Here is a 25420-nt window from a genome sequence, read left to right as displayed (position 1 = left end):
GATCAGAGGCCGGTCGGGCCGGCCGGACCGGACCGAAGCGGGTCAGTGTTCTTTTCTGGGGGGCGCCCCCCAGCCCCCCGGCAAGAAGCGCTGACGCGCTCCCTCGCTGGCGCTCAGTCGACGCGTCAGCGCTTCTTGCCGCCGGCGGTCGCCTTCAGGTAGTCGCCGTTGAGGCGCCCGATGACGTCCAGCGGGATCTCCTTCGGGCACGCCGCGGTGCACTCACCGGTGTTGGTGCAGCCGCCGAAGCCCTCCTCGTCGTGGGTCTCCAGCATGGAGACGACGCGGTCCCAGCGCTCCGGCTGCCCCTGCGGCATCAGCCCCAGGTGGGTGATCTTGGCGCCGAGGAACAGCGCGGCGGAGCCGTTCGGGCAGGCCGCGACGCAGGCGCCGCAGCCGATGCACTCGGCGGCCTCGAAGGCGCGGTCGGCGTCCGGCTTCGGCACCGGGGTCGAGTGCGCCTCCGGCGCGGTGCCGGTCGGGGCGGTGATGTAGCCGCCGGCCTGGATCATCCGGTCGAACGCCGACCGGTCGACGACCAGGTCCTTCACCACCGGGAACGCCTTGGCCCGCCACGGCTCGACGTCGATGACCTCGCCGTCCTTGAACTTGCGCATGTGGAGCTGGCACGTGGTGGTGGCGCGCTCCGGGCCGTGCGGGGTGCCGTTGATGACCAGCGAGCACATCCCGCAGATGCCCTCGCGGCAGTCGTGGTCGAACGCGACCGGCTCCTCGCCGTCGGCGATGAGCTTCTCGTTGAGGACGTCCAGCATCTCCAGGAACGAGGCGTCGGGGGAGATGTCGTCGAGCTTGTACTCGACCATCCGCCCCTTGTCCTGGGGGCCGCTCTGGCGCCAGACGCGCAGTGTGAGCTTCATGATTACCTGTCCGACCTCTGCTACTTGTACGACCGCTGCGTCGGCTTGACGTATTCGAAGTCCAGGGCCTCCTTGTGGAGGACGGGCTGCTCGCCCTCCCCGGCCCATTCCCAGGCGGCGACGTGGGCGAAGTTCTCGTCGTCGCGCTTGGCCTCGCCGTCCTCGTCCTGGCTCTCGGCCCGGAAGTGGCCGCCGCAGGACTCGGTGCGGTGCAGCGCGTCGATGACCATCAGCTCGGCCAGCTCGAAGAAGTCGGCGACGCGGCCGGCCTTCTCCAGCTGCTGGTTCAGCTCCTCGCCCTTGCCGGTGACCTTGACGCGCGTCCAGAACTCCTCGCGCAGCGCCGGGATGAGCTCCAGGGCCTTGCGCAGGCCCTGCTCGGTGCGCTCCATGCCGCAGTACTCCCACATGATGTGGCCGAGCTCGCGGTGGAAGGAGTCGACGGAGCGGTCCCCGTCGATGGAGAGCAGCTTGTCGATCCGGGTCCGCACCCGCTCCTCGGCCTCGCTGATCGCGGTCTCGGCGACCGGCCCGAACGCGTTGCGGGCGATGTAGTCGCCGATGGTGTTCGGCAGGACGAAGTAGCCGTCGGCGAGGCCCTGCATCAGCGCGGACGCGCCGAGCCGGTTCGCGCCGTGGTCGGAGAAGTTCGCCTCGCCGATCACGAACAGGCCGGGGATCGTGGACTCCAGGTCGTAGTCCACCCAGAGGCCGCCCATCGTGTAGTGGACGGCGGGGTAGATGCGCATCGGCGTCTCGTACGGGTTCTCGCCGGTGATGCGCTCGTACATCTGGAAGAGGTTGCCGTACTTGGCCTCGACCTTGTCGCGGCCGAGCCGCTCGATGGCGTCGGCGAAGTCGAGGTAGACGCCGAGGCCGCCGGGGCCGACGCCGCGCCCCTCGTCGCAGACGTTCTTCGCCGCGCGGGACGCGATGTCGCGCGGGACGAGGTTGCCGAACGAGGGGTAGATGCGCTCCAGGTAGTAGTCGCGCTCGTCCTCGGGGATGTCGTAGGGCTTGCGCGTGTCGCCGGCCTTCTTCGGCACCCACACGCGGCCGTCGTTGCGCAGCGACTCCGACATGAGCGTCAGCTTGGACTGGTGGTCGCCGCTGACCGGGATGCACGTCGGGTGGATCTGCGTGTAGCACGGGTTGGCGAACAGGGCGCCGTGCCGGTGGGCGCGCCAGGACGCGGTGACGTTCGAGCCCATCGCGTTCGTGGACAGGAAGTACACGTTGCCGTAGCCGCCGGACGCCAGCACGACCGCGTCGGCGGTGTAGTGCTTGATCTCGCCGTTGATCAGGTTCCGGACGACGACGCCGCGGGCCCGCCCGTCCTCCATGATCAGGTCGAGCATCTCGTGCCGCGGGTACAGCTCCACGTTGCCGGCCTCGACCTGCCGCATCAGCGCCTGGTAGGCGCCGAGGAGCAGCTGCTGGCCCGTCTGGCCGCGGGCGTAGAAGGTGCGGGAGACCTGGGTGCCGCCGAACGAGCGGTTGTCGAGCAGGCCGCCGTACTCGCGGGCGAACGGGACGCCCTGCGCGACACACTGGTCGATGATGTTCCGGGAGATGTCGGCGAGCCGGTACACGTTCGACTCGCGGGAGCGGAAGTCGCCGCCCTTCACGGTCTCGTAGAACAGCCGGTAGACGCTGTCGCCGTCGTTGCGGTAGTTCTTCGCGGCGTTGATGCCGCCCTGCGCGGCGATCGAGTGGGCGCGGCGCGGCGAGTCCTGGAAGCAGAACTGCTGGACGTGGTAGCCGGCCTCGCCGAGCGTCGCGCCGGCGGAGCCGCCGGCCAGCCCGGTGCCGATGATGATGATCTTCTTCTTGCGCTTGTTGGCCGGGTTGACCTGCTTGGCCTCGAACTTGCGCGTCGTCCAGCGGTCCTCGATGGGGCCCTTGGGCGCCTTGGTGTCGGCGATCGGCTCGCCGGACTTGTAGAAGCTGTCGGTCATGGTCAGCTCACCCATCCGAACGTGATGGAGACGGGGACCGCGATGAAGCCGAGCGTGATCAGCGCGGCGGTGGTCGCGGCCAGGCCCCGCAGGGCGTTGTGGCTGCGCGGGCTGCGCAGCCCGAGCGTCTGGAACGCGCTCCAGATGCCGTGGTTGAGGTGCAGGCCGACGAGCAGGATGGCGACGACGTACCAGAGGGTGATGTACCAGCGGGACGGGTCGAAGTCGGCGACCATCCGCTCGTAGGGGGTGGCGTCGGCGCCCTTGGGGTTCACGACGAAGAACGTGAGGTCCAGCAGGTGCCAGATGATGTAGAAGGCGATGATGACGCCGCCGTACCGCATCGTGCGGACGGCGTAGCCCTGCGCGTTCGACTTCTTCTTCGACTGGTACTTCACGGGGCGCGCGTGGGCGGCGCGCTTGCCGAGGGACACCGCCGACCACATGTGCAGGATCACCGAGACGCCGAGCACGACCTCGATGAGGGTCAGGACGGTCCGGCGCGGTACCGCGGGCTCACCGATCGTGCGCAGCCAGTGCGCGTAGTGGTTGAAGTCCTCCGCGCCCATGAAGATCTTCAGGTTCCCGACCATGTGCGCGACCAGGTACAGCACGAGGACGCCGCCGGTCACCGCCATGACGGCCTTCTTGCCGACGGTCGATCGGTAGATCGCAGGTATCGCTATAGCCACGACCTGCACGTTATGTCCGGATCGGAGAATAGTTCCAAGTCATCAGCGCACTCATGGCGATAGCCGCAGGCTATGGAAGCACGCTGGGCGGGCGTTGTAGCCGTTCCGTGACGTTCCGCCTGGTGAGTGACTTCACAGCGGGTCCGGGAACTCCGCGATCACGTGATCCACAAGACATTGACCGAGGTCAGGGGCCTGTGGTTAGGCACCTGACCACAGCCGCGACGCGCTCGGAGAGCCGTGCCCCAGGCGCCGCGCTCAGGAACCGTTGAGTTCACGTCCGGGCTGGCGGGACAGCAGCAGCACGGCCAGGTCGTCGGTCAGGGCGTCGCCGTTGAGGTGCTCGACCTCGGTCACCAGGTCGTCGATCAGGGCGCGCCCGGTGGCGCCGCTGCCGCGCGCCTTGCGCGCCAGCCCGACCAGGCCGTCGGTGCCGAGCCGGTCCGAGCCGGGGCCGACCTTCCCCTCGATGAGGCCGTCGGTGTAGAGCATCAGGCCCCAGGAGTCGCCGAGGTCGATCTCGGTCGTCGGCCACTCGGCGCCCGGCAGCAGGCCGAGCGCCGGCCCGTGCGCGTAGTCGGGCAGCGCCGCGACCTCGCCGTCCTCGCCGAGGACGCCGTGGAACAGCAGCGGCGCGGGGTGCCCCGCCAGGTGCATCCGCGCGGTCCGCCGGGACGGCGCGATCGTGATCATGCAGAGCGTGGTGAAGATCTCCTCGCTGCGCCGCTCGTGGCCGAGGACGGTGTCGAGGGTGCCGAGCAGCTGCTCGCCGGTGTGCCCGGCGAGCACGAGCGTCCGCCACGCCATCCGGAGCTGGACGCCGAGGGCCGCCTCGTCCGGGCCGTGCCCGCACACGTCCCCGATCATCAGGTGGACGGCGCCGCCCTCGGTCTGCACGGTGTCGTAGAAGTCGCCGCCGAGCAGGGCGCGCCGCCGGCCGGGCCGGTAGCGCGTGTGGTGCCGCAGCGACGCGTCCTCGATCAGCGGGACGGGCAGCAGCCCGCGCTCCAGCCGGGCGTTCTCGCGGCCGAGGATGCGGGCCTCGACGAGCCGCCGCTCGGTCTCCTCCGAGCGCTTGCGCTCGATGGCGTAGCGGATCGCGCGGGCCAGCAGCGGGGCGTCGACCTCCTGCTTGACCAGGTAGTCCTCGGCGCCGGCGGCGACGGCCTGGACGCCGAGGTGGGCGTCGTCGAGGCCGGTCAGCACGACCACGGCGGCGGTCTCGGACAGGGCCAGCACCTGGCGCAGCCCGTCCAGCCGGTCGATGCCGGGGGTGGACAGGTCGACGAGGATGCACTGCGTGCGGCGGGTCAGCGACCGCCGGGCCTCGGCGAGGTCGGACGCGACGGCGATGGCGGCGTCCAGGCCGCTCTCGGCGAGCATCTTCTCGACCATGAGGACGTCGGAGGGGTCGGCGTCGATGAGGAGCAGGTCGGTCCTGTCCTCGGCCCCCGGTGTGAAGGGGTACGTCTGATGGCTGATTGTGCTCACAGGGCTTCCGGAAGTCGGGCTGACGGCACTGGCAACGGCCGGTGGAGCCTCGCTTATTCCCGTGGGTGCGGGAGGGCGCGGCGGGCCGCGCCGGGGCAGCGGCATCGGCCTAGCCGCCAGGGTCCCGGCTCAAGGAGCGGAGGAAGCGTCGCTCCGTACGCCCCGACCTTAGCGTGCCGCCGCGGCCCGGCGCACCTCCCGCGCGCGTCCCGATCACGATTTGCGGGCGGTCCGAAAGTCGTTCGAGCCGCGTCCGGCCAGGTGAAAAACCAGTCGAACTCGCGGGGCCCCGCTGCATAACCTTCGTCAGGTGAAGCCGCTGCCGGAGAAAAATCCTGGCACGCCCGACCACGTCCTCCGCCGAGGCAGAGCCTCCCGCGGCGCCCGCAGCGGCGCCGGCGGAGCATCCGCGCGCTACCTGCTGTGGCTGGCGCGCGTCCAGTGGCGCAGCATCGCCGCGGGCGCGCTCCTCGGCGTGGTCTGGATGCTCAGCCAGGCATTGATGCCCGCCGCGATCGGCCGCGCCATCGGCGACGGCGTCGCGGCGCGGGACGAGCGCGCCCTGCTGGCGTGGTCCGGCGTGCTGCTCGGCCTCGGGGTCGTGCAGGCCGTCACGGGCGCCGTCCGGCACCGGTTCGCCGTCTACAACTGGCTCGCCTCCGCCTACCGGACGGTCCAGCTCGTCACCCGGCAGTCGACCCGCCTCGGCGGGACGCTGCCGAAGCGGCTGAGCGCGGGCGAGGTGGTGAGCATCGGGCTGTCCGACGTGTCGCACATCGGCGACACCATCGACATCCTCTCCCGCGGCTCGGGCGCCGTGGTCGCGATCGTCGCGGTGGCCGCGATCCTGCTCAGCACCTCGCCGCCGCTCGGCCTGATCGTGCTGGTCGGGGTGCCGCTGATCCTGGCGATCGCGGCGCCGCTGCTGCGCCCCTACCGCGACCGCGAGCTGGCGCACCGCGAGCTGGTCGGCGAGCTGAGCTCGCACGCCACCGACCTCGTCGCGGGCCTGCGGGTGCTGCGCGGCATCGGCGGCGAGACGCTGTTCTCCGGCCGCTACCGCGCCGAGTCGCAGCGGGTGCGCGCGGCCGGGGTGGCGGTCGCGCGGGCCGAGACCCGGATGAACGGCGCCGAGGTGCTGCTGCCCGGGCTGCTGATCGCGCTGGTCACCTGGGTCGGCGCCCGGTTCGCCGCCGAGCGGACGATCAGCGTCGGGGAACTGGTCGCGTTCTACGGGTACGCGGTGTTCCTGATAGTGCCGCTGAAGACGCTCGGCGAGGCCGCCGGCAAGATCACCAAGGGGCTGGTGGCGGCCGGCCGGGTGACCGCGCTGCTGGCGATCGACCCCGAGCTGCCGGCCGCCGGGACGGCCCGCCCGGCGGCGTCCGCCGAGCTGGTCGACATCGCGTCCGGGCTGGTCGTGCGGCCGGGGCGGGTGACCGCGGTCGCCGCGGCCGATCCGCGCGACGCGCAGGCCGTCGCCGACCGGCTCGGCCGGTACGCCGACGGCGACGTCGACTTCGGCGGCATCCCGCTGCACGCGGTCGCGGACGTCCGGAAGCGGATCCTCGTCGCCGTCAACGAGGACCGCCTCTTCTCCGGGCCGCTGGCCGAGTCGCTGGCACCGGACGCCGACGAGGCGGTACTGAAGGAGGCCGTCTACGCGGCCTGCGCCGAGGACGTCGTCGCGTCCGTCGGGCTGGACGCGCACGTGGCCGAGGCCGGACGGGAGTTCTCCGGCGGCCAGCAGCAGCGCCTGCGCCTTGCGCGGGCACTCGCCGCAGACCCCGACGTCCTCATCCTGGTGGAACCGACCAGTGCGGTGGACGCGCACACCGAGGCACGCATCGCCGACAGGCTCGGCCAAGCGCGCGCGGGCCGCACGACCGTGGTGTGCACGACCAGCCCGCTGATGCTGGACCGCGCCGACCACGTCGTATTCATCCAAGACGGAATGGTCGTCGCAGAAGGAGCACATCGCGACCTCCTGGAGGCAGAGCCGCGCTACGCGGCCACCGTCACCAGGGGAGCGACCGCGGAAAGGGCGGAGGCATGAGCGCCGAGACGCTGCCGGTCGCGACGTCCGCGCAGGTGCGGGCGTACGCGCGGCGGCTCGTGCTGCGGCACCCCCGCGCCCTCGCCGGGGTGCTCGGCCTGCACGCGCTGGCCGCCGTGGCGGGCCTGGTCACGCCCCGGCTGCTCGGCGCGCTCGTCGAGGACGTCCGCGACGGGCACGCCGCCATCGACACCGCCGGCCTCGCCATCGCCGGGTTCGTGATCGCGCAGGGTGTGCTGATCCGGTACGCCTACCTGGCGTCGGCGAAGCTCGGCGAGCGGGTGCTGGCCGAGCTGCGCGAGGAGTTCGTCGACCGGGTGCTGGCGCTGCCGCTGTCCACGGTCGAGCGGGCCGGCACCGGCGACCTGGTCACCCGCGCGTCCCGCGACGTGGACACGCTCAGCACGTCCGTGCGGTACGCGATGCCGGAGACGCTCGTCGCGATCGTCGTCGGCGCGTTCACGTTCGGCGCGCTGCTGCTGAACGGCCCGCTCGTCGCGCTGCCCGCGCTGGTCGCCGTGCCGTTCCTGGTCGCGGTGATGCGCTGGTACCTGCCCCGCGCGCACGTCGGCTACCTGCGGGAGAACGAGGCGTGGTCGCGGATCGCCGGCAGCCTCACCGAGACCGTCCAGGGCGCGCGGACCGTCGAGGCGCTCGGCCTCGCCGACCGCCGGCACCGCCGCGGCGACGACGACATCGCGGTCTCCTACAAGGCCGAGCGGTACACGCTGCGGCTGCGCATGTTCCTGTTCCCGGTGGCCGAGCTGAGCTTCGTGCTGCCCGTGGTGTCGACCCTGTTCGTCGGCGGCCTCCTCTACATGCACGACATGGCGACGCTCGGGCAGGTGACCGCCGCGACCCTGTACGCGCAGCTGCTCATCGAGCCGGTGGACACCATGCTCTCCTGGCTGGACGAGCTGCAGCTCGGCGGCGCGTCGCTGGCCCGCCTGCTCGGCGTCGGCAACGTCCCGCCCGACCGGGCGCCGGGCGACGCCCTGCCCGCCGGCGACCGGCTCACGGCGCGGCGCGTCCGCTACCACTACCGGCCGGGCAAGGACGTCCTGCACGGCGTGGACCTCGACCTGCGGCCCGGCGAGCGGCTCGCGATGGTCGGGCCGAGCGGCGCCGGCAAGTCCACCCTCGGCCGGCTGCTCGCCGGGGTGGACGGCCCGCGCGCGGGCGCCGTCACCGTCGGCGGCGTCCCGCTGGTGGAGCTGCCGCTGGACGGCCTGCGCCGGGAGGTCGCGCTGGTCACGCAGGAGCACCACGTGTTCCGCGGCACGCTCCGCGAGAACCTCGCGATGGCCCGCGAGGACGCCACCGACGAGGAGATCCGCCGGGTCCTCGCCGCGGTCGAGTGGGACGGGCCGGACCTCGGCACCGTCGTCGGCTCCGGCGGCGCCTCGCTGACGCCCGCGCAGGCGCAGCAGCTCGCGCTGGCCCGGCTCGTCCTCGCCGACCCGCACACCCTGGTGCTGGACGAGGCGACGTCGCTGCTCGACCCGCGCGCCGCCCGCCGCCTGGAGCGCTCGCTCGCCGCCGTCCTGGACGGCCGGACCGTCGTGGCGATCGCGCACCGCCTCCACACCGCCCACGACGCCGACCGTGTGGCGGTGGTGGAGGACGGGCGCATCACCGAGCTCGGCACCCACGAGGACCTGCTGGCCCAGAAGGGCTCCTACGCGGCCCTGTGGGCGTCCTGGCACGGCTCCGGCTAGCACCGCGCGGCTCAGCCGGCTAGCACCGCGCGGCTCAGCGGGCCAGCACCGCGCGGCTCAGCGGGTCAGCACCGACTTCAGGTAGTCGACCTGGATGTGGAGGAGGTTCTCCGCGACGACCTCCTGTGGGGTCATGTGGGTGACGCCCGACAGCGGCAGCACGGTGTGCGGGCGCCCGGCGGCCAGCAGCGCCGACGAGAACCGCAGCGTGTGGGCGGCCACCACGTTGTCGTCCGCGAGCCCGTGGATCACCATCAGGGGGCGCTTCAGGTCAGCGGCCCGCTCGATGAGCGAGTTCGCGGCGTAGACCTCCGGCTCCTCGTCCGGGTGGCCGAGGTACCGCTCGGTGTAGTGGGTGTCGTACAGCCGCCAGTCGGTGACGGGCGCGCCCGCGATGCCCACGTGGAACACGTCCGGGCGCTCCAGGACGGCGAGCCCCGCGAGCCAGCCGCCGAACGACCAGCCGCGGATGCCGACCCGGTCGAGGTCGAGCGCGGCCGGGTGCCTGCGCGCCGCCTCGATCAGCGCGGTGATCTGGTCGTCGAGCACGGGGCCGACGAAGTCGCCGTGCACCGAGCGCTCCCACGCCGGGCCGCGCGCGGGCGTGCCGCGGCCGTCCGCGATCACGACGGCGAAGCCCTGGTCGGCGAGCCACTGCGGCTCGCAGTACATCCGCTGCACGGCGAGGACGCGCTGGGCGTGCGGCCCGCCGTAGGGGTCCATGAGGACGGGCAGCCGCCCCTGGTCGGGCTCCCAGCCGGTGGGCAGCAGCACGGCGGTGCGGATCTCCCGGTCGCCGGCCCGCAGCAGCTCCACCTTCGGGGTGATCACCGGGGTCTCGGCGAACGAGGCGACCGGGTGCGTCCCGGCGGGGGTGCGCACCTCGGTCTCCGAGCCGGGGCGGTCGAGCCGCGCGCCCGTCACGACGGTGATCCCGCCGGACCGGATGCCGCCGAAGACGCCCGCCCCCTCGGTCAGCCGGGTGGTCTCGCCGCCGGCACAGGAGTACAGGTGGACCTCGGTGGGCTCCTCCGAGCCGGTGAACAGGATCGACTCGCCGTCCACCCCGAGCACCGACCGGACCTGCAGCCCCGCGGGCGTGACCGGCTTGCCGCCGACGGTGATGCGGCGCGTGTCGGCGTCGCGGTCCTCGGTGGTCCAGACGAGGTCGCCGGAGGCCGTCCGGACGGGCAGGCCGGGGACGACCTCCGTCCACACCGGGTCGTGCTCGGTGTGCAGGAGGGACGTCGCGCCGTTGGTCGGGTCGACGCTCAGCACCCGCTGCGAGCGCTGGTCGCGCGGCTGCACGACGATCAGCAGGCCGTGCCGGTCCCAGGAGGCCGCCACGAAGTAGGGGAACATGCCGCGGTCCCAGGCGACGGCGGTGCGCCGGCCGTCCACCTTCAGCAGCACCAGCGAGACCAGCGCGTTCGGCGTGCCGGCCGCCGGGTAGGCGATCTCGGACGGCGGCCGGTCGGGGTTGGCGGGGTCGGCGATGTGCCAGCGCTGCACCGGCGTCTCGTCCACCCGCGCCGCCAGCAGCGTGCCGCCGTCGGGGGACCACCAGTGGCCGCGCATCCGGCCCATCTCCTCCGCCGCGACGAACTCGGCGAGGCCGTAGGACACCTGGTCGGACTCCGGCTGGACGAGCGCCCGGTCGTCGGTGCCGTCCATCTCGATGACGCGCAGCGTCCGGCCCGACACGTAGGCGATCCGCCGCCCGGCCGGGTCGGGGCGCGGGTCGAACACGGGCGCCTGCGCGGGCAGCTCGCGGACCAGCGCGGTGCCGAGGTCGACCGCGTACAGCCGCCCGGCCAGCGTGAACACCGCCTGCCGCATGCCCTGGTCGGTGGCGTAGCCGACGATGCCGCCCGCCTGCTCGCGGGCGCGCTCGCGCCGGGCCCGCTCCTCGGCGGGCAGGTCCTCCTCGCCGGGGACGTCCAGCGCGGCCGGGTCGGCGACGCACTCCTCCTCGCCGGTCGCGGTGTCCAGCGTCCACAGGCAGGTGACCGGATCGTCGCCCGCCCTGGTGCGCAGGAACGTCACGCGCGACTCGTCCGGCGCGATCTGGAAGGCGCGCGGAACGCCGAGGCTGAACCGGCGGGTGCGGGCGCTCTGCCGCGGATAGCTGATGCTCATGGCACCCGAGTCTGCCAGGATGCCCGGGAAGTACGGCGCACGGCGGTCTCCTGCCCTCTATGATCACGGGTCGTCGCGTGGTGGCCGGGGAACGTCCCGTGCCCGGGTCCGCGCTCGCGTAAGCTCAAAGCTTCCCCAAGCACTTTTTTCGTCGCGGGCTGAGGAGTGGTCAATGCCGGAGCTGCAGCCGGGAGATCCCCGGCGGCTTGGCTCGTACGAGATCGTCGAGCGGCTCGGCGAGGGCGGCCAGGGCGTCGTCTACGCCGGGGTCGACGCCTCCGGGAACCGCGCCGCGATCAAGCTGCTGCGCGCCGACCTCGCCGGGGATACGATGGCGCGCACCCGGTTCGTCCGGGAGGCGCAGGCCGCCAAGCAGGTCGCCCGGTTCTGCACCGCGCAGGTCCTTGAGGCCGACGTCGCGGGCGACCAGCCCTACATCGCCAGCGAGTACGTGCCGGGCCCCTCGCTCTACAAGCAGGTCACCGAGACCGGCCCGATCGGCGGCGCGGCCCTCGACCGGCTCGCGATCGGCACCGCGACCGCGCTGGTCGCGATCCACCAGGCCGGCATCGTGCACCGCGACTTCAAGCCGCACAACGTCATCATGGCGCCGGACGGCCCGCGAGTGATCGACTTCGGCATCGCGCGCGCCCTGGACACCGGGCAGACGAACGCGACGAAGGCGATCGGCACGCCGTCCTACATGGCGCCGGAGCAGGTGGCGGGCGCCACCCTCACCGAGGCCGTGGACGTGTGGGCGTGGGCGACGACGATCGTGTTCGCCGCGACCGGCCACCCGCCGTTCGGCGACGACACCGTGGTCGCGGTGATCAACCGGGTGATGCACGAGCCGCCGATGCTGGACGGCGTCCCGCCCGACCTGCACCGGCTGATCGCGGCGTGCCTGGTCAAGGAGCCGGAGCGGCGGCCGACCGCGCAGCAGATCATGATGGCGCTGATCGGCAGCGGGCCGGGCGGCGCCGGGCAGACCCGCATGGACGACCCCGCGCAGGCCACCACGATGCTCGCGGAGGGCTCCACGCTCGCCGCGGGCGGGCTCGGCGCGGCCGGGCTCGCGGGCGCGGGCGCCACCCACCCGGGCGGCCCCGCCGGGGGGACGCGCCGCGTCTCACCGTCGGAGTACACCGGGAGCCTGCCGCCCGCGGGGCCTCCGGGCGGCGGCGCCGGCCGGGCCCGGTACGACGACTGGGAGCCCGAGCGCAAGTCCAAGTGGCCGATCGTCGCGGCCGTCGCCGCGATCGCGGTGCTGGCGCTCGTCGTCGGCGTGTACGCGGCGACCCGCGGCGGTGGCGACTCGCCGAACGCGCCGGTCACGCCGTCGGTGAGCGAATCGTCGGAGGTCTCCGAGACCCCGACGTCCGAGGAGCCGGAAGAGCCGACGCCGACCCGTACCCGGACGCGCCGCAACACTCCGCCGCCGCAGCAGTCGACCGCGCCGACCTCCGAGGCGCCCACCAGCGAGACGCCGACGTCCGAGGCGCCGACCAGCGAGACGCCCACGTCCGGCCCGCCGACCGGTGACGGCGGCGACGGCGGTGACGGCGGCGACGGTCCCGGCCCCGGTGCGGGCGGCGGCGGTGGCGGCGGGCCCGGCTCGGGCGGCTGACCCGCCTTCAAGACCCGCCGCGGGGACCCGCCGGACCGTGCGGGGCAGGGCGGTCATCGCCGCCGCCCCGTGCTCTGAGTAGGCTCGTTGACTATGAAGGAGCCGCGGATCCTGTTCGTCCACGCCCATCCGGACGACGAGTCCATCGGGACCGGGGCGACCATGGCCAAGTACGCCGCCGAGGGCGCCCACGTCTGTCTCGTCACCTGCACCCTGGGCGAGGAGGGCGAGGTGATCCCGGAGGAGCTGCGCCACCTGGCCTCCGACAAGGAGGACAGCCTCGGCGAGTACCGGATCGGGGAGCTGGCGGCGGCGTGCGCGGCGCTCGGCGTCCGCGACCACCGCTTCCTCGGCGGCGCGGGCCGCTGGCGCGACTCCGGCATGATGGGCGCGCCCACCAACGACGACCCGCGCTGCTTCTGGCGGGCGGACGTCGACACCGCCGCCGCCGACCTCGTCCCGGTGATCCGGGAGGTCCGGCCGCAGGTGATCGTCACCTACGACGAGCGCGGCAACTACGGGCACCCCGACCACATCCAGGCGCACCGCGTCGCGTGGCGGGCCTTCGAGCTGGCCGCCGACCCGTCGTTCACGGAGGGCGGTGAGCCGTGGCGGGCCGCCAAGTTCTACGCCTACGCCACCCCGCGCACCGTCCTCGCGCGGGCGATCGCGGTGATGCGGGAGGCGAAGCTGCCGTTCGCGCGCGTCGCCGGGCTGGACGAGCTCGGCTCCGGCGTGCCCGACGGGCAGGTCACCACGGTGGTGGACGCCCGCGCGCACCTGCCCGCCAAGCTCGCCGCGCTGCGCGCCCACCGCACCCAGATCGTCGTGGCGCCCGACCAGGTCGGCCCGTTCTTCGCGCTGTCGAACAACCTGGGGCAGCAGGCGTTCGGCACCGAGTACTACATCCTCCAGGCCGGCGAGCAGGGCCCGGTCGGCCCCGGCCGCCGCGAGCGCGACCTGTTCGCGGGCCTCGCCGAGCAGGGCCCCGGCGACGACGCCTGACCGCCGCGGGACCCGCGGCCGGTAGCCTGAATCCGTGCACAAGGACGACGACGAGGCGCGGGTGAGCCTCGCCAAGGACGGCCCCCCGGCGGACGGTGCGGCGGGCGCGTCCCTCGCGCGGGAGCCCCGCGCCGAGGGCCCGCTGGACGCGTTCGTGTCCGGCGCCGCCTACGCCGCGCTCGCCCTGCTCGGCGCGGTCTTCGGCGTGGTCGGCTCGTTCAGCCAGGACTGGACGCTCGGCCCGGTCCCGGTCGCCGCGATCGTCCTGGTCGCGCTGGTCTTCGCGATGGCCCGGCTGGCCGGGCACGGGATGGGCGGCCGGCTCGGCGCGACGGTCCCGGCGGTGGTGTGGGGCGTGGTCGTGTTCGTCCTGTCGATGCGCCGCGGCGAGGGCGACCTCGTCATCCCCGGCACCCTCCCGGGATACCTGTTCATCGTCGGCGGCATGCTCGCCGCGGTCGCCGGCATCATGACGGTGCCGCCGGCCCGCCCGCCGGGCGACTGGCTGCTCGGCAGGGCGGGCCGGGTCCGCGACTAGCGGTTCCGGCCGGGGCCGGCGGTCCCGGTCAGGACGCCATCGGGGCGGGCTCTGCGTCGAGCCGCGGCATGGCCGTGTTGTCCTTGTGCCCCTTCAGGGTGAGGCACGCGGCCGCGCTGAGCAGGATCACGACGATCGGCAGCCACATCGTCGGCTTCATCGCGTGCACGAAGCCGTGCGAGAAGACCTGCCCGGCCAGCTCGTGGACGCGGTGCGCGACGTTCGGCGGGATGCCCGGCGGGAGCTGCTGCTTCGCGCCGCTCTGGCCCGCGCCGACCTCCAGGCCGCTCTTGGCCGCGTTGGCGAACCCCTGCACGAACCCGGGGCGCACGTCGGCGGGCAGCGCCGCCGAGCGGGTCGCGGCCTCGTCCCGCAGCGAGGAGGCGAGCTGGTTCTGCAGGACGGCGCCGACCGCCGCGCTGCCGAGCACCGACCCGACCTGCCGGATCGTGTTGTTGACGCCGGACGCGGCGCCCGCGAGGCGCGGCGGGACGTTCCGGGTCGCCTCGGTGGCCATCGGCGCGAACACGCCGCCGATGCCGATGCCGGACACGACGAGCGCGGGGATGAACGCCTTCCAGTCCGTCCCGACCTCGGCGGCGAGGACGATCCACACCATCCCGGCGCCGTAGAGGGTGAGGCCGCCCATCAGGATGAACTTGCCGCCGATCCGGTCCGAGAGCCGGCCCGCGACGGGGGCGAGGAACATCGACACCAGCGACGACGGCGCCATGACGAGCCCGGCCTTGAGGGCGCTGAAGCCCAGCACCGACTGCAGGTAGATCGTCATCGGCAGGAACATGCCGACCATGCCGACCGAGACGGCCGCGCCGACGAGGTTCAGCACGGTGAAGTTGCGGTCCTTGAACAGGGAGAACGGGACGAGCGGCTCGCCGTCCTGGCGGGACCGCTGCTGCACGACGAAGATCACGAACAGGGCGAGCCCGGCGCCGATCAGGCCCCAGATGCCCGCGTTCCACTCGTACTTCTGGCCCTCGGTGAGCGCGAACGTGAGGCAGAACAGGGCGGCGGACGCCAGCAGCACGCCGACGATGTCGAACCGGTGCCGGACGCCGGGGGTGCGGCCGGGCAGGATCGGCACCGCCATGGCCAGCACCAGGATCCCGATGGGCAGGTTCACGAAGAAGATCCAGCGCCAGTCGAGGCTGGTGACGAGCAGCCCGCCGATCGTCGGGCCGGCGATCGTGGAGACCCCGGCGACCGCGCCCCACACGCCGAGCGCGGCGCCGCGCCGCTCCGGCGGGAACACCCCGATGATGATCGACATGGTCTGCGGCATCAGCAGCGCGGCGCCGAGGCCCTGCACGGCGCGGGCGGCGATCAGCTGCGTGGGGTCCTGCGCGATCCCGCACGCGAGGCTGGCCACCGTGAACAGCGCGACCCCGGAGATGAACAGGTTCTTCTTGCCCCACAGGTCGCCGAGGCGGCCCGCGGTGATGAGCAGCACCGCCAGCACCAGGATGTAGGCGTTGACGACCCACAGCACCTCGTCCAGCGAGGCGTGCAGCTTGTCGGTCATGCTCGGGATCGCGATGTTCACGATCGTCAGGTCGAGCAGGGTCATGAAGAATCCGAGGGAGAGCGTCAGCAGGATCGCCCAGGGATTTCCGCGCCATTTGCTCATGGGGCCCCCTTGTCGTCGTGGCGTGGTGGTCGGGGGCGCGGGTGGCAGCGGATCTGCCCCTCGTCGTCCCTCCAGGTGAGGCGGCCGGAATCCAGGTCGTCGACCAGGCCCCGCACGTGGTCGAGTTCGCCGCGCAGCCGGGCGATCTGCCACTCCTGGTCGAGCAGTTTGTAACGCTCCAGGCCCTGCTTGAGGAGCGCGTCGTGCGCCGTCTGGTGCGCGGCCAGCGCCGCCTCCAGCGCGACCGTGCGGCTGCGCAGCAGCCGGGCGGCCTCCCCCTCCGACAGCAGGTTGATGAACGCCAGCCCGGTGCCGAACAGCGGGAACTCCTCGGCGGGGTGGCGCAGCAGCTCGGCGAGCCGCATCTGCGCGGCGTCCCGCCCGGCGGCGGTCACCGCGTAGATGGTGCGCTCGGGCCGGCGGCCCTCCCGGCTCGTCTCCAGCGGCTCGATCAGCCCGGCCGCGGCGAGCCGCTCCACCGAGTGGTACAGCGACCCGTGGGTGATCTTGACGGCCTGGTCGTAGGCGTGGTCGCGGATGCGCTGCTGCATCTCGTACGGGTGCATCGGGCTGTCGCAGAGCATCCGCAGCACGGTCAGCGCGAGCGGTGTCAGCGGTCGGGACATGGTTCCGGCCCTATGGTCGATTCCGATTAGTCCAGACAGACTAATCCAACCGGACCGAACTCGTCACCTTGACCGCGAAGCCGGACATGTCCGTGCAGGTCCGTACCGTTCGGAGGGGCGGTCAGCGCACGGCGTCCACCGAGTTGGCCGCGCCGTTGCGGGCGACGTAGTCGCCGACCGTGTCGTCGCGGACGGCGGTGAACAGGGCCCGCACGCCATCATCGTTCAGGAGTACGACACTCTGCCCGTCCCGTTCGGCGGGCCTGTCGACCGGGGCGGTCAGGTACTCCACCAGCGAGGTCTTGAGGAGCCGGTGCGCGAGCCCGCGCAGCGTCCCGGCGGTGACCGAGTCGTCCACGGTCACCGCGCCGGTCACGGCCCGGACGAACCGGTCGATCTTGATCGGGTTACGGGTGTCGAGGGCCTTGGCCGCGAGCGCGTGCAGGAACGCCTGCTGCCGCTTGATGCGGTCGAGGTCGCCGTCCGGCAGGTTCCACCGCTGCCGGACGAAGTCGAGCGCCTCGACGCCGTTCAGGTGCTGGCTCCCCGCCTTCCACCGGCGCTCGTGCATCGGGTCGTAGGTGTCCTTGGTGATGGTGACGTCCACGCCGCCGAGCGCGTCGGTCATCTTCACGAACCCGCCGAAGTCGAGCGCGGCGTAGTGGTCGACGCGCACGCCGCTGAGCCGCTCCACGGTGCGGATCAGCAGCGAGGGCCCGCCGTAGGCGAACGCCGCGTTGATCTTCGTGGTGCCGTGCCCGGGGACCGGCACCCAGCCGTCCCGGGGGATGGAGATCAGCGACACCCGGTCGCCGCGCCCGGACAGGTGCACCAGCATGATCGTGTCGGCGCGGGCGCCCATTGACGGGATGTCCGCGCGCCGGTCGGAGCCGATCAGCAGCCAGTTCTCGCCGCGCCCGGTGGACGCCGGGCGGCCCGCCCCGCTGGGCAGCGCCCCGGCGACCCGCCCGACCTCCCCGTTGTAGGCCCGTTGCAGCAGGTAGAGGCCGCCCGCGAGCAGTATCAGGACGCCCACCGCGAGCCCGCCGCAACCGATGGCGACCCGGCGCCGGCTCGTGTTCCGCAACAGCATGCCGCCCACCCTGCCGCCGCGGGCGCCGCGCGCCGCGCCGCCGGGCGGGCGGGGGCCAACTCTTTGACGACTCGCGGGTTTTGCGTTAGCCGGGCGAGACGCCGCCGGGCGCCGTTGACCGGCGGCGTCTCGGGCCGTGGGGACCGCGCGCCCGCGCGCGGTGCTGCTAGCCCTTGAGGGCGATCTCCAGCTGGTCGAGGGCCCAGTCGAGGTCGTCGCGCTCGATGACCAGCGGCGGCGCGAGGCGCAGCGTGGTCTCGTGGGTCTCCTTGGCGAGGACGCCGAGGTCCATGAGCCGCTCGCTGACCGGGCGGGCCGGGCCGGCCAGCTCGACGCCCGCCCACAGCCCGCGCCCGCGCACCTCGCGGACGAGGTCGCCGGGCAGCCGGCCGAGCCGGTCGTGCAGGTGCGCGCCGAGCGTGCGGGAGCGCTCCTGGTACTCGCCGGTCTTCAGGATCGCGATGACCTCGCGGCCGATCGCGCAGGCGAGCGGGTTGCCGCCGAACGTCGAGCCGTGCTGGCCGGGCTTGAACACGCCGAGCACGTCGCGGTCGGCGACGACGGCGGACACCGGCATGATGCCGCCGCCGAGGGCCTTGCCGAGGATGTAGACGTCCGGCACGACGCCCTCGTGCTCGACGGCGAACGTGGTGCCGGTGCGGCCGAGGCCGGACTGGATCTCGTCCGCGATCATCAGCGTGCCGTTGGCGGTGCACAGCTCCCGCACCGCGCGCAGGAACCCGCTCGGCGGGACGTTCACGCCGGCCTCGCCCTGGATCGGCTCGATCAGCACGCCGACGGTGTGCTCGTCCATCGCGGCCTTGAGCGCCGCGACGTCCCCGTACGGGACGGTCCGGAAGCCCGGCGTGTAGGGGCCGTAGGAGTCGCGGGCGTCGGGGTCGGTGGAGAAGCTGATGATCGTGGTGGTGCGGCCGTGGAAGTTGCCCTCGAACGTGATGATGTTCGCCTGGCCGGCCGGGACGCCCTTGACCTCGTAGCCCCACTTGCGGGCGGTCTTCAGCGCGGTCTCGACGGCCTCGGCGCCGCTGTTCATCGGCAGCACCATGTCCTTGCCGCACAGCTCGGCCAGCTCGCTGACGAACGGGCCGAACTGGTCGTGGTCGAAGGCGCGGCTGACCAGCGTGACGCGGTCGAGCTGCCGGCGGGCGGCGTCCGCGAGGCGGGGGTTGCGGTGCCCGAAGTTGACCGCGGAGTAGGCGGCCAGCATGTCGAGGTAGCGGCGGCCCTCGGCATCGGTCAGCCAGGCGCCGTCCGCCTCGGCGACCACGATGGGAAGGGGATGGTAGTTGTGCGCGCTGTGGTCCTCGGACATCGCTCGCAGCTGGTCGGTTTGCGTCACGACGCTCCTTCGCGGCTCGGCCCGGCCGGTCGGGCCGGGGCATGGCTGGACACCGGACGAAGGGTCCGGTGCCGAGGGGAGGGCCGGGCGGGGTCCGGGTGGCCGCCGGTCCACTTCCCAGCGTATGTTCGGAAATGACCGCCGACCAATGACGAAAACCGACTTCGGGGGTGTTATTTGTTGCGTCTTGACGACCTGGACCGTCGAATCGTTGCGCGACTCCTGGAGGACGGGCGCGCCTCGTACGCGCAGATCGGGGACAAGGTCGGGCTGTCGGCCCCGGCGGTGAAACGGCGGGTCGACCGGCTGCGCGCGGACGGTGTGATCAACGGTTTCGCGGCGGTCGTCGACCCGGCCGCGCTCGGCTGGACGACCGAGGCGTTCATCGAGATCTTCTGCACCGGCGCGACGTCCCCGGAGCAGATCTACTCCAGCGTGCGCGGCCACCCGGAGGTCGTCGCGGCGTACACGATCAGCGGGGACGCCAGCGCGCTCGTGCACGTGCGGGCGCGCGACATCCAGCATCTGGAGCAGGCCCTCGAACGGCTGCGCCGGGAGGACAACATCACCGCGACCAAGACGGCGATCGTGCTGTCCCGGCTGATCGGCCGGCCGACCGACGCGCCGTCCGGCGGTCCGGTTACCGAGCAGTAGGCTGCCGTCATGGACTTCGCGACCGCTGACCTCATCGACGACTTCGGGGCCGAGCTGCGCAGCTGCGAGACCCAGTTCCGGCAGTACGGCGGCCGGACGGCGTTCGCCGGCCCGGTCTCGACCGTGCGCTGCCACCGCGACAACGGCCTGGTGAAGAAGCTGCTCAACACGCCGGGCGGGGGCCGGGTGCTGGTCGTGGACGGCGCCGGCTCGCTGGCGTCCGCGCTGATGGGCGACATGATCGCGGCGGCGGCGGTGGCGAACGGCTGGTCCGGCGTGGTGATCAACGGCGCGGTGCGGGACGTGGCGGCGCTGCGCGCGCTGGACCTCGGCGCGAAGGCGCTCGGCTCGAACCCGCGCAAGAGCGCCAAGGACGGCGCCGGCGAGGTGGACGTCCCGGTGTCGTTCGGCGGCGTGGAGTTCCGCCCCGGCGACTGGCTCTACAGCGACGAGGACGGCATCGTGGTCGCGGAGCGCGAACTTCCGCGCTGACCTGCGCGCATCGCGCGACATGACACGCTATTCGGTACAAGATCGGCTAAATCGGCCCTAGCCGGTCGGAAGCGTGTGGTCTTTCCTGCTCTCAGCAACCACCAGAGGTAGGGGAGACATGCGCGTCAAACAGATGCTGCTGGTACCCGCTTCGGCGCTGCTGCTGGTCGCGGGGCTCGCCGCCGTCCCGGCCGCCGCGCAGGCGAAGCCGCCGATCCCGAACGAGACCGCGAACCCCTGGCAGATGCGGCACTGGCCGCAGACGCAGCCGTGGCAGCGCGAGCAGCCGTCCGCCCGCACGTTCGCGGCGGGCGCCCCGCGCCCCATCGACCCGCAGAACTACGAGCTTCCCGACACGATGACCTGGGACGACTACAAGCGCATCCCCGGCACGTCGTGGGCGGACCCGTCCCGCAAGGGGTCGGTGGAGAACTTCAACGTCGCGATCGTCCTCGTCGACTACCCGAACCAGCCGTTCGAGGTCACGCAGCCGCAGAACTCCTCCGTCTTCGGCAACCCGGTGAAGGTCGGCGACGTCCCGCGCGAGGGGGTCGCGAAGTTCTACCAGGACCTGCTCAACAAGCCGCAGGAGCTGAACCACGGCCACACCCTCCACGAGTACTGGATGGAGGACTCCGGCGGCAGGTACGGGGTCGACCTCACCGGGTTCGGCGCCTACCGGATGCCCGCCAAGGACCACGAGTACGGCGTCGACCGCATGCAGGGCGGCACCGGCTGTCCCGCCGGCGACACGTGCAACCGCGACCTGCGGGCCGACGCCCGCGCCGCGTGGGTCGCCGACGTCGGCGAGGAGACCGCGAAGAAGTACGACTTCGTGTTCTTCCTCAGCGCCGGGCAGGACGAGTCGTCCACCTGGCAGGAGTTCGGCGAGATGAAGTTCACCGCCAAGGAGGACGTCCCGCCCGAATGGGGTCCGGGTGACCCGGGCCTGACGAACTGGGTGAAGACCCGGTACGTCCCGTGGACGTCCTGGCAGGCGGGCTCCACGCTCTGGCCGAACGCCATCTTCGGCGTCTCCTCCACCCAGGCGGAGAGCTCCGGCATGTCGGTCTACGCCCACGAGTTCAGCCACATCCTGGGCATCGGCGACAACTACAACAACCCGTACAGCGACCCGCCGCGCCGCGCCTACAGCGGCCCGTGGGACATGCTGAGCCGCGGCACGTTCAACGGGCCGGGCGGCCCGCACAGCCGCTGGACGATCCCCGCGACGGGCGGCGGCTCCATGGGCGCCCAGCACATGCTCCGCAACAAGATGAAGCTCGGCATGGTGAACCCCGACAACGTGCTGCAGCTCAGCCGGGAGGCGCTCGCCTCGTCCGGCATGGTCGTCGCGCAGGTGACGGCCCGGGCGGTCGACCCCGGGAAGAACGGCCTCGCCGGCATCAACGTGAAGCTCGGCGCGGGCGGCGACAAGAGCCCCGGCTGCGACACCGGCACGGACCCGCTCTGCGACGACGGCGGGTACGACAACTACACCCTCGAGGTCGTCGACCGGATGGGCACCGACTCCTTCACCCCCGACTCCGGCGTGCTGCTGGCGAAGACGAAGGACGAGGACGACGCCCCGTTCATCTGGGTCAAGGACGCCAACCCGCAGGACATCGACAAGGTCGACTTCGTCCGCCCGGACGGCACCCCGGTGAAGATGACGATCGGCGACTACCGGCAGCTGTCGGACGCCCTGTACCACGCGGGCACCGGCTCCGGCAGCGAGTACGAGTACGTGGACGAGGCCAACCGGCTGCACTTCTACGTCCTGAACCTGAAGCGCGACCGGCGCGGCGTCCTGTCCTACACGGTCGCGGTCAGCTCGCTCGACGGCGCCGGCCCGCAGCGGCGCGGCGTGAAGGTCGACTCGGGCCGCGCCCGGCCGGCCGGCGCCGGCTGGACGAAGTGCACGCTGACGCTCCGCAACACCGGCCGCGGCGGCGCCGGCCGCCACGGCTCGGACGTGTTCCGGCTGAAGGCGGACGTGACCGGCGACGGCTGGACGACGTGGCTGCCGAACGAGCTGGCCACCGCGCAGGCGGGCGGCCGGACCGGTGTCGAGGTGTGGGCGAAGCCCGGCCCCGGCGCGTCCCGGCACGCGCGGCTGCGGCTGACCGGGACCTCGGAGAGCGACCCGTCGAAGTCGGACTCGGGGACCTGCGCGCTGCGCTGATCCCCTGAGCGGGACGGCCCCGGCGGCGGGGCCGTCCCGCCCCTGCGCGCGCGGCGGCGTAAATAGAAATTGCCCATTGCGAAAGGTGCGGCCGCCTTTACCCCGACCCGGACGCGGCAACGTTGCGGAACGTGATGATCATGCAACGCACGGCGACCGGGACGGGGTTGGCGGCCGTCGCCGCTCTGGTGGCCGGTGTCCCGACGGTCGCACTGGCAGCCGCCGTACCCGCCTCCGAGGCGGCTTCCCCGACGACGACGGCGGCTGCGGCCACCGCGAAGGCCCCGGCCGCTCTCGATCCCCGCGACTTCGAGCTGCGCCGGGGCTCCTCCCTCGTCGCGCCGATCCTGGCGCTCGACCGCAGGCTGCGCAGCACCGGCGTGGACGGAGTGATCCGATCGTCCGGGCAGCAGAAGCTGGGCCGCGGCTGCGGCGGTCCGGCCGGGGTGCCCGCGGGCTCGCTCGTGTACTGCTTCAACCGGGCCGACACCGCCACGAAGGCGTGGGTTCCGCAGGGCGTCACGACCGCGTCGGACGCGTCCGCCGGTGAGCGGTCACCGGGCGGCGGCAGGCCGATCCTGGTGTCGTGGCACAACGGCGGCAAGGTCAGGGTCACCTTCGTCAACCCCGACCGGCGCACCTACCGGCACGTCCTGCTCGTCGAACCGGCGATGCGGGGCGGGCGCGCCACCTTCAGCGACGTCGGCATCCACGCCGGCGGGATCGCCTGGTACGGCGACATCCTGTACGTGGCCGACACCCGCCACGGCCTGCGCATGTTCGACATGCGGCGGATCTACGACCTGAGCAAGAGCGGGGCGGGCTCCACCGGCCACGCGGGCCGGATCGGGCTGCACAACGGCAAGTACTACGGGCACGGGTTCCGCTACGTCCTCCCGCAGACGGGCAGTTGGCGGTTCGCCCGCGGCAAGGTCGGCCGCACGTGCCGGGGCTCCGGCCCGCCGCGCATGTCGTGGATCTCCGTCGACCGCACCGACCTGCCGCACGTCCTGGCCGGGGGCGAGTACTGCCGCCCGAACTGGGCGCGGGGACGGGTGGTGACCTGGCGGCTGGAGGCGCTCGCCGGCGGCGGGAACGTCCGCCCCACCGGCGGAGCTGAGCTGCCCGCCGACCGGATCCAGGGCGCCGTCAGGACGAACGGCCGCTGGTGGTTCTCCCAGAGCCGGGGGCACGAGCGCGGCCGGCTCCTCACGGCCCGCTACGCCGGCTCCGGCTGGGGCAGGGTGCAGCGCTACGCGTCCTCCCGCGGCCCCGAGGACCTGTCCTGCCAGCGCGGCGCGCACCGCATCTGGACGGTCGCGGAGTACGCCGCCAAGCGCGCGCTGTGGAGCTTCGGCGCCGACTCCTGCGCCTGACCGGGTCACGCGTTCACCGACGTCCGGGCCCGTGCGGCGTCCTTGACGGGGCGCCGCCGGGCCTGGCCCAGCGCGATCGCACCCAGCGCGGCGATGCCCAGCGCCGCACCGATCCAGGCCGTGGCCGGGTAGCCCATCCCTGCGTCGAGCGCGAGGCCGCCGAGCCAGGGCCCGACGGTGATGCCGATGTTGAACGCCACCACGTTCCCGGCGGCCACCAGTGTCGCCGCGCCGTCCACCATCCCGAATGCCCGCGTGTTCAGTGTCGGATTCGTGGCGAACCCGACGAACCCCAGCAGGAACACCAGAGCCACCACCGGGACGGGAGACTCCGCCGTCAGCGCCAGTAGCACGGACACGACCGTGAGCCCCGCGAACCCCGCGTACAGGGTCGGGACGGCCCGCGTGTCGGCGGTCCGCCCGCCGGCCGTGATCCCGATGAGCGCGCCGATGCCGTAGAGGGCGAGGACGCCAGGCACCCATGCCTCCGCGATCCCCGTCGTCTCCGTCAGCAGCGCGCCGAGGTAGCCGAACGTGACGAGGAGCCCGCTCGTCGCCAGCGCGGTCGTCCCGTACAGCAGCCACAGCCGGGGGACGGCCACCGCGCGCAGTTCGGCACGGACGCGGGGCGCCGCGCCGCCCGTGCGGCCGGCGGGGATCGTCGCGGCCACCCCGGCCATCGCGACCGCCGACATCGCCGCCACCGCCCAGAACGCCGCCCGCCAGCCGAGGTGCTGGCCGATCATCGTCCCGGCGGGCAGCCCCACGATCGCCGCCACCGTGAGGCCGCCCGCGACGACCCCCATCGCCCTTCCGCGCGCGTTCTGCGGGACGAGCGCGACCGCCGTCGCCGCCGCCACCGCCCAGAACCCTGCGTAGACGAAGGCGCCCACGATCCGCATCGCGAACAGGAGCCAGTAGCCGGGGGCCAGGGCGCTGACGGCGTGCGTCAGGACGAACACCGCGAGGAACGCCAGCATCGTCCGCCGGTGCGGCCACCGCAGCGTCAGCACCGCCAGGACCGGGGCGCCGGCCAGCATCCCGATCGCGAACGCGGAGATCAGCAGCCCCGCGTCGGGCACCGACACCCCGAGGTCGGCGGCCATCTCCGGCAGCAGGCCCGCGAGCATCAGCTCCGAGGTCCCCTGGGCGAAGATCGCCATCCCCAGCACGTACACGGCCAGTGGCATCGCTGCCCCTCCCACAGTTTTAGATAGACCAGTACAAAATTGGGGCGGAAGAAAGGGCGGCCCGGAGCCGCCCTCGTCTCAGATGGAGTTCATGGCCGTGTCGGCGATGCTCCGCAGCGTCGCCCGGTCGGCGCCGCCGCGCGCGGCGACCTGGATGCCGCTCACCGTCGCGATCACGAAGTGCGTCAGTGCCGCCGCGTCCCGGTCCCGGTCGATCTCGCCGGTGCGGATGCCGTCCTCGATGCCGGACTTCAGCAGCTCGAAGCGGCGCCGCCGGTCCCGGTCGAGCCGCTGGGCGATGTCGGGGTCATGCGGCCCGAGCTCGACCGTCGCGTTCACGACCAGGCATCCGGCCGGGTCGCCGGCGTCCGGCTCGACGGCCCACTCCAGCACCGTCCGCAGCTTCTCCCGCACGGGCTTGGCGTCGTCCTCCATCAGTTCGGCGAGGCGGCCCGTCCGGTGGTGCATGTAGTGCGCCAGCGCTTTGACGTACAGGTCGCGCTTGCTGGCGAACGTGTTGTAGATGCTGCTGCGTCCGAGACCGGTCGCCTCGCACAGCTCCTGCGTGGAGGTCGCCTCGTAGCCGTCCGCCCAGAAGGCCAGCATGGCCGCCTGGACGGCCCGCTCTTCCTCGAACTTCCTCGGCCGCCCCATGCCCGTAGGCTAACACTTTATGTATCGGTCGGTCCAATATCGT

General features: G+C 72.9%; 20 protein-coding genes. 9 read left to right on the top strand and 11 right to left on the bottom strand.

Annotated elements, in window-relative coordinates; genetic code table 11:
• Positions 1-125 precede the first annotated feature (125 nt).
• The 4 genes from AB0K34_RS09710 to AB0K34_RS09695 form a co-directional block, all read right to left on the bottom strand.
• Positions 126-878 (bottom strand): succinate dehydrogenase/fumarate reductase iron-sulfur subunit, encoded by a 753-nt coding sequence (locus AB0K34_RS09710; protein WP_138638114.1) that lies wholly within the window; start codon positions 876-878, stop codon positions 126-128.
• 20 nt (positions 879-898) lie between these two features.
• Positions 899-2836 carry a fumarate reductase/succinate dehydrogenase flavoprotein subunit gene (locus AB0K34_RS09705; RefSeq protein WP_301175253.1) on the bottom strand — a complete coding sequence of 646 codons (1938 nt, stop codon included), beginning with the start codon at positions 2834-2836 and terminating at the stop codon, positions 899-901.
• Positions 2837-2838: 2 nt separating this feature from the next.
• Positions 2839-3528: a succinate dehydrogenase cytochrome b subunit gene (locus tag AB0K34_RS09700; RefSeq protein ID WP_138638115.1), complete on the bottom strand. Its 690-nt coding sequence runs from the start codon at positions 3526-3528 to the stop codon at positions 2839-2841.
• A 258-nt stretch (positions 3529-3786) separates the two neighbouring features.
• Entirely contained in the window at positions 3787-5019 is a 1233-nt protein-coding gene (locus tag AB0K34_RS09695) for a SpoIIE family protein phosphatase (protein WP_240807918.1), read from the bottom strand.
• Between the two features lie 310 nt (positions 5020-5329).
• On the opposite strand from AB0K34_RS09695, the gene AB0K34_RS09690 reads away from it, so the two are divergent.
• Both AB0K34_RS09690 and AB0K34_RS09685 read left to right on the top strand, forming a co-directional pair.
• Positions 5330-7075, top strand: coding sequence for an ABC transporter ATP-binding protein (locus AB0K34_RS09690; protein ID WP_301175238.1), 1746 nt, complete (start codon positions 5330-5332; stop codon positions 7073-7075).
• Positions 7072-8793, top strand: coding sequence for an ABC transporter ATP-binding protein (locus tag AB0K34_RS09685; protein WP_301175239.1), 1722 nt, complete (start codon positions 7072-7074; stop codon positions 8791-8793). Before AB0K34_RS09690 ends, AB0K34_RS09685 begins: the two co-directional genes overlap by 4 nt.
• Before the next feature lie 57 nt (positions 8794-8850).
• Here AB0K34_RS09685 and AB0K34_RS09680 read toward each other — a convergent pair whose 3' ends face one another.
• Entirely contained in the window at positions 8851-10932 is a 2082-nt protein-coding gene (locus AB0K34_RS09680) for a prolyl oligopeptidase family serine peptidase (protein ID WP_301175240.1), read from the bottom strand.
• A gap of 172 nt (positions 10933-11104) precedes the next feature.
• Between AB0K34_RS09680 and AB0K34_RS09675 the strand changes: the two genes are divergently transcribed.
• From AB0K34_RS09675 to AB0K34_RS09665, 3 genes are all read left to right on the top strand, one after another.
• The gene (locus tag AB0K34_RS09675) at positions 11105-12559 is read left to right on the top strand and encodes a serine/threonine-protein kinase (protein ID WP_138639861.1); all 1455 of its coding nucleotides are present in this window, start codon (positions 11105-11107) and stop codon (positions 12557-12559) included.
• A gap of 93 nt (positions 12560-12652) precedes the next feature.
• A complete protein-coding gene (mshB, locus tag AB0K34_RS09670; RefSeq protein ID WP_301175241.1) occupies positions 12653-13564 on the top strand; it encodes an N-acetyl-1-D-myo-inositol-2-amino-2-deoxy-alpha-D-glucopyranoside deacetylase in 912 nt (303 codons plus the stop codon).
• A 34-nt stretch (positions 13565-13598) separates the two neighbouring features.
• Positions 13599-14102 (top strand): DUF6113 family protein, encoded by a 504-nt coding sequence (locus AB0K34_RS09665; protein WP_301175242.1) that lies wholly within the window; start codon positions 13599-13601, stop codon positions 14100-14102.
• Between the two features lie 28 nt (positions 14103-14130).
• On the opposite strand, the gene AB0K34_RS09660 is transcribed toward AB0K34_RS09665, so the two are convergent.
• The 4 genes from AB0K34_RS09660 to rocD all read right to left on the bottom strand — a co-directional run bounded on the left by AB0K34_RS09660 (position 14131) and on the right by rocD (position 18799).
• Complete coding sequence (locus tag AB0K34_RS09660; RefSeq protein WP_301175243.1) at positions 14131-15747, bottom strand: DHA2 family efflux MFS transporter permease subunit; 1617 nt, start codon at positions 15745-15747, stop codon at positions 14131-14133.
• The gene (locus tag AB0K34_RS09655; protein ID WP_301175244.1) at positions 15744-16373 is read right to left on the bottom strand and encodes a PadR family transcriptional regulator; all 630 of its coding nucleotides are present in this window, start codon (positions 16371-16373) and stop codon (positions 15744-15746) included. The genes AB0K34_RS09660 and AB0K34_RS09655 overlap by 4 nt, the downstream gene beginning before the upstream one ends.
• Positions 16374-16494: 121 nt before the next feature.
• Positions 16495-17466 carry an LCP family protein gene (locus AB0K34_RS09650; protein ID WP_301175245.1) on the bottom strand — a complete coding sequence of 324 codons (972 nt, stop codon included), beginning with the start codon at positions 17464-17466 and terminating at the stop codon, positions 16495-16497.
• 166 nt (positions 17467-17632) lie between these two features.
• A complete protein-coding gene (gene rocD, locus AB0K34_RS09645) occupies positions 17633-18799 on the bottom strand; it encodes an ornithine--oxo-acid transaminase (protein ID WP_301175254.1) in 1167 nt (388 codons plus the stop codon).
• A 207-nt stretch (positions 18800-19006) separates the two neighbouring features.
• Here rocD and AB0K34_RS09640 point away from each other — a divergent pair, with 207 nt between their 5' ends.
• The 4 genes from AB0K34_RS09640 (at position 19007) to AB0K34_RS09625 (ending at position 23533) form a co-directional block, all read left to right on the top strand.
• Positions 19007-19480, top strand: coding sequence for an Lrp/AsnC family transcriptional regulator (locus AB0K34_RS09640; protein WP_138641159.1), 474 nt, complete (start codon positions 19007-19009; stop codon positions 19478-19480).
• A 9-nt stretch (positions 19481-19489) separates the two neighbouring features.
• Positions 19490-19972 carry a ribonuclease E activity regulator RraA gene (gene rraA, locus AB0K34_RS09635; RefSeq protein ID WP_138641158.1) on the top strand — a complete coding sequence of 161 codons (483 nt, stop codon included), beginning with the start codon at positions 19490-19492 and terminating at the stop codon, positions 19970-19972.
• 118 nt (positions 19973-20090) lie between these two features.
• Positions 20091-22157 (top strand): M6 family metalloprotease domain-containing protein, encoded by a 2067-nt coding sequence (locus AB0K34_RS09630; protein ID WP_364547047.1) that lies wholly within the window; start codon positions 20091-20093, stop codon positions 22155-22157.
• 140 nt (positions 22158-22297) lie between these two features.
• Complete coding sequence (locus tag AB0K34_RS09625; RefSeq protein ID WP_301175247.1) at positions 22298-23533, top strand: hypothetical protein; 1236 nt, start codon at positions 22298-22300, stop codon at positions 23531-23533.
• A gap of 5 nt (positions 23534-23538) precedes the next feature.
• Here AB0K34_RS09625 and AB0K34_RS09620 read toward each other — a convergent pair whose 3' ends face one another.
• Positions 23539-24723, bottom strand: coding sequence for a Cmx/CmrA family chloramphenicol efflux MFS transporter (locus AB0K34_RS09620; protein ID WP_364547044.1), 1185 nt, complete (start codon positions 24721-24723; stop codon positions 23539-23541).
• Positions 24724-24801: 78 nt separating this feature from the next.
• On the bottom strand, positions 24802-25377 hold the full coding sequence (locus tag AB0K34_RS09615; protein WP_364547041.1) for a TetR/AcrR family transcriptional regulator: 576 nt from the start codon (positions 25375-25377) through the stop codon (positions 24802-24804).
• Positions 25378-25420: the final 43 nt, after the last annotated feature.

It is taken from the genome of Actinomadura sp. NPDC049382 (assembly GCF_040677125.1).
GTDB lineage: Bacteria > Actinomycetota > Actinomycetes > Streptosporangiales > Streptosporangiaceae > Spirillospora > Spirillospora geliboluensis.
This window is presented reverse-complemented; position numbering and strand designations above follow the sequence as displayed.

Excerpts from the sequence above, each read along its gene's own strand:
- AB0K34_RS09660 (WP_301175243.1), bottom strand. The coding sequence starts at position 15,747 with ATGAGCAAATGGCGCGGAAATCCCTGGGCGATCCTGCTGACGCTCTCC.
- rocD (WP_301175254.1), bottom strand. The coding sequence starts at position 18,799 with ATGTCCGAGGACCACAGCGCGCACAACTACCATCCCCTTCCCATCGTG.
- AB0K34_RS09625 (WP_301175247.1), top strand. The coding sequence starts at position 22,298 with ATGCAACGCACGGCGACCGGGACGGGGTTGGCGGCCGTCGCCGCTCTG.
- AB0K34_RS09620 (WP_364547044.1), bottom strand. The coding sequence starts at position 24,723 with ATGCCACTGGCCGTGTACGTGCTGGGGATGGCGATCTTCGCCCAGGGG.
- mshB (WP_301175241.1), top strand. The coding sequence starts at position 12,653 with ATGAAGGAGCCGCGGATCCTGTTCGTCCACGCCCATCCGGACGACGAG.
- AB0K34_RS09685 (WP_301175239.1), top strand. The coding sequence starts at position 7,072 with ATGAGCGCCGAGACGCTGCCGGTCGCGACGTCCGCGCAGGTGCGGGCG.
- AB0K34_RS09655 (WP_301175244.1), bottom strand. The coding sequence starts at position 16,373 with ATGTCCCGACCGCTGACACCGCTCGCGCTGACCGTGCTGCGGATGCTC.
- AB0K34_RS09705 (WP_301175253.1), bottom strand. The coding sequence starts at position 2,836 with ATGACCGACAGCTTCTACAAGTCCGGCGAGCCGATCGCCGACACCAAG.
- AB0K34_RS09650 (WP_301175245.1), bottom strand. The coding sequence starts at position 17,466 with ATGCTGTTGCGGAACACGAGCCGGCGCCGGGTCGCCATCGGTTGCGGC.
- AB0K34_RS09710 (WP_138638114.1), bottom strand. The coding sequence starts at position 878 with ATGAAGCTCACACTGCGCGTCTGGCGCCAGAGCGGCCCCCAGGACAAG.
- AB0K34_RS09680 (WP_301175240.1), bottom strand. The coding sequence starts at position 10,932 with ATGAGCATCAGCTATCCGCGGCAGAGCGCCCGCACCCGCCGGTTCAGC.
- AB0K34_RS09615 (WP_364547041.1), bottom strand. The coding sequence starts at position 25,377 with ATGGGGCGGCCGAGGAAGTTCGAGGAAGAGCGGGCCGTCCAGGCGGCC.
- AB0K34_RS09675 (WP_138639861.1), top strand. The coding sequence starts at position 11,105 with ATGCCGGAGCTGCAGCCGGGAGATCCCCGGCGGCTTGGCTCGTACGAG.
- AB0K34_RS09630 (WP_364547047.1), top strand. The coding sequence starts at position 20,091 with ATGCGCGTCAAACAGATGCTGCTGGTACCCGCTTCGGCGCTGCTGCTG.
- rraA (WP_138641158.1), top strand. The coding sequence starts at position 19,490 with ATGGACTTCGCGACCGCTGACCTCATCGACGACTTCGGGGCCGAGCTG.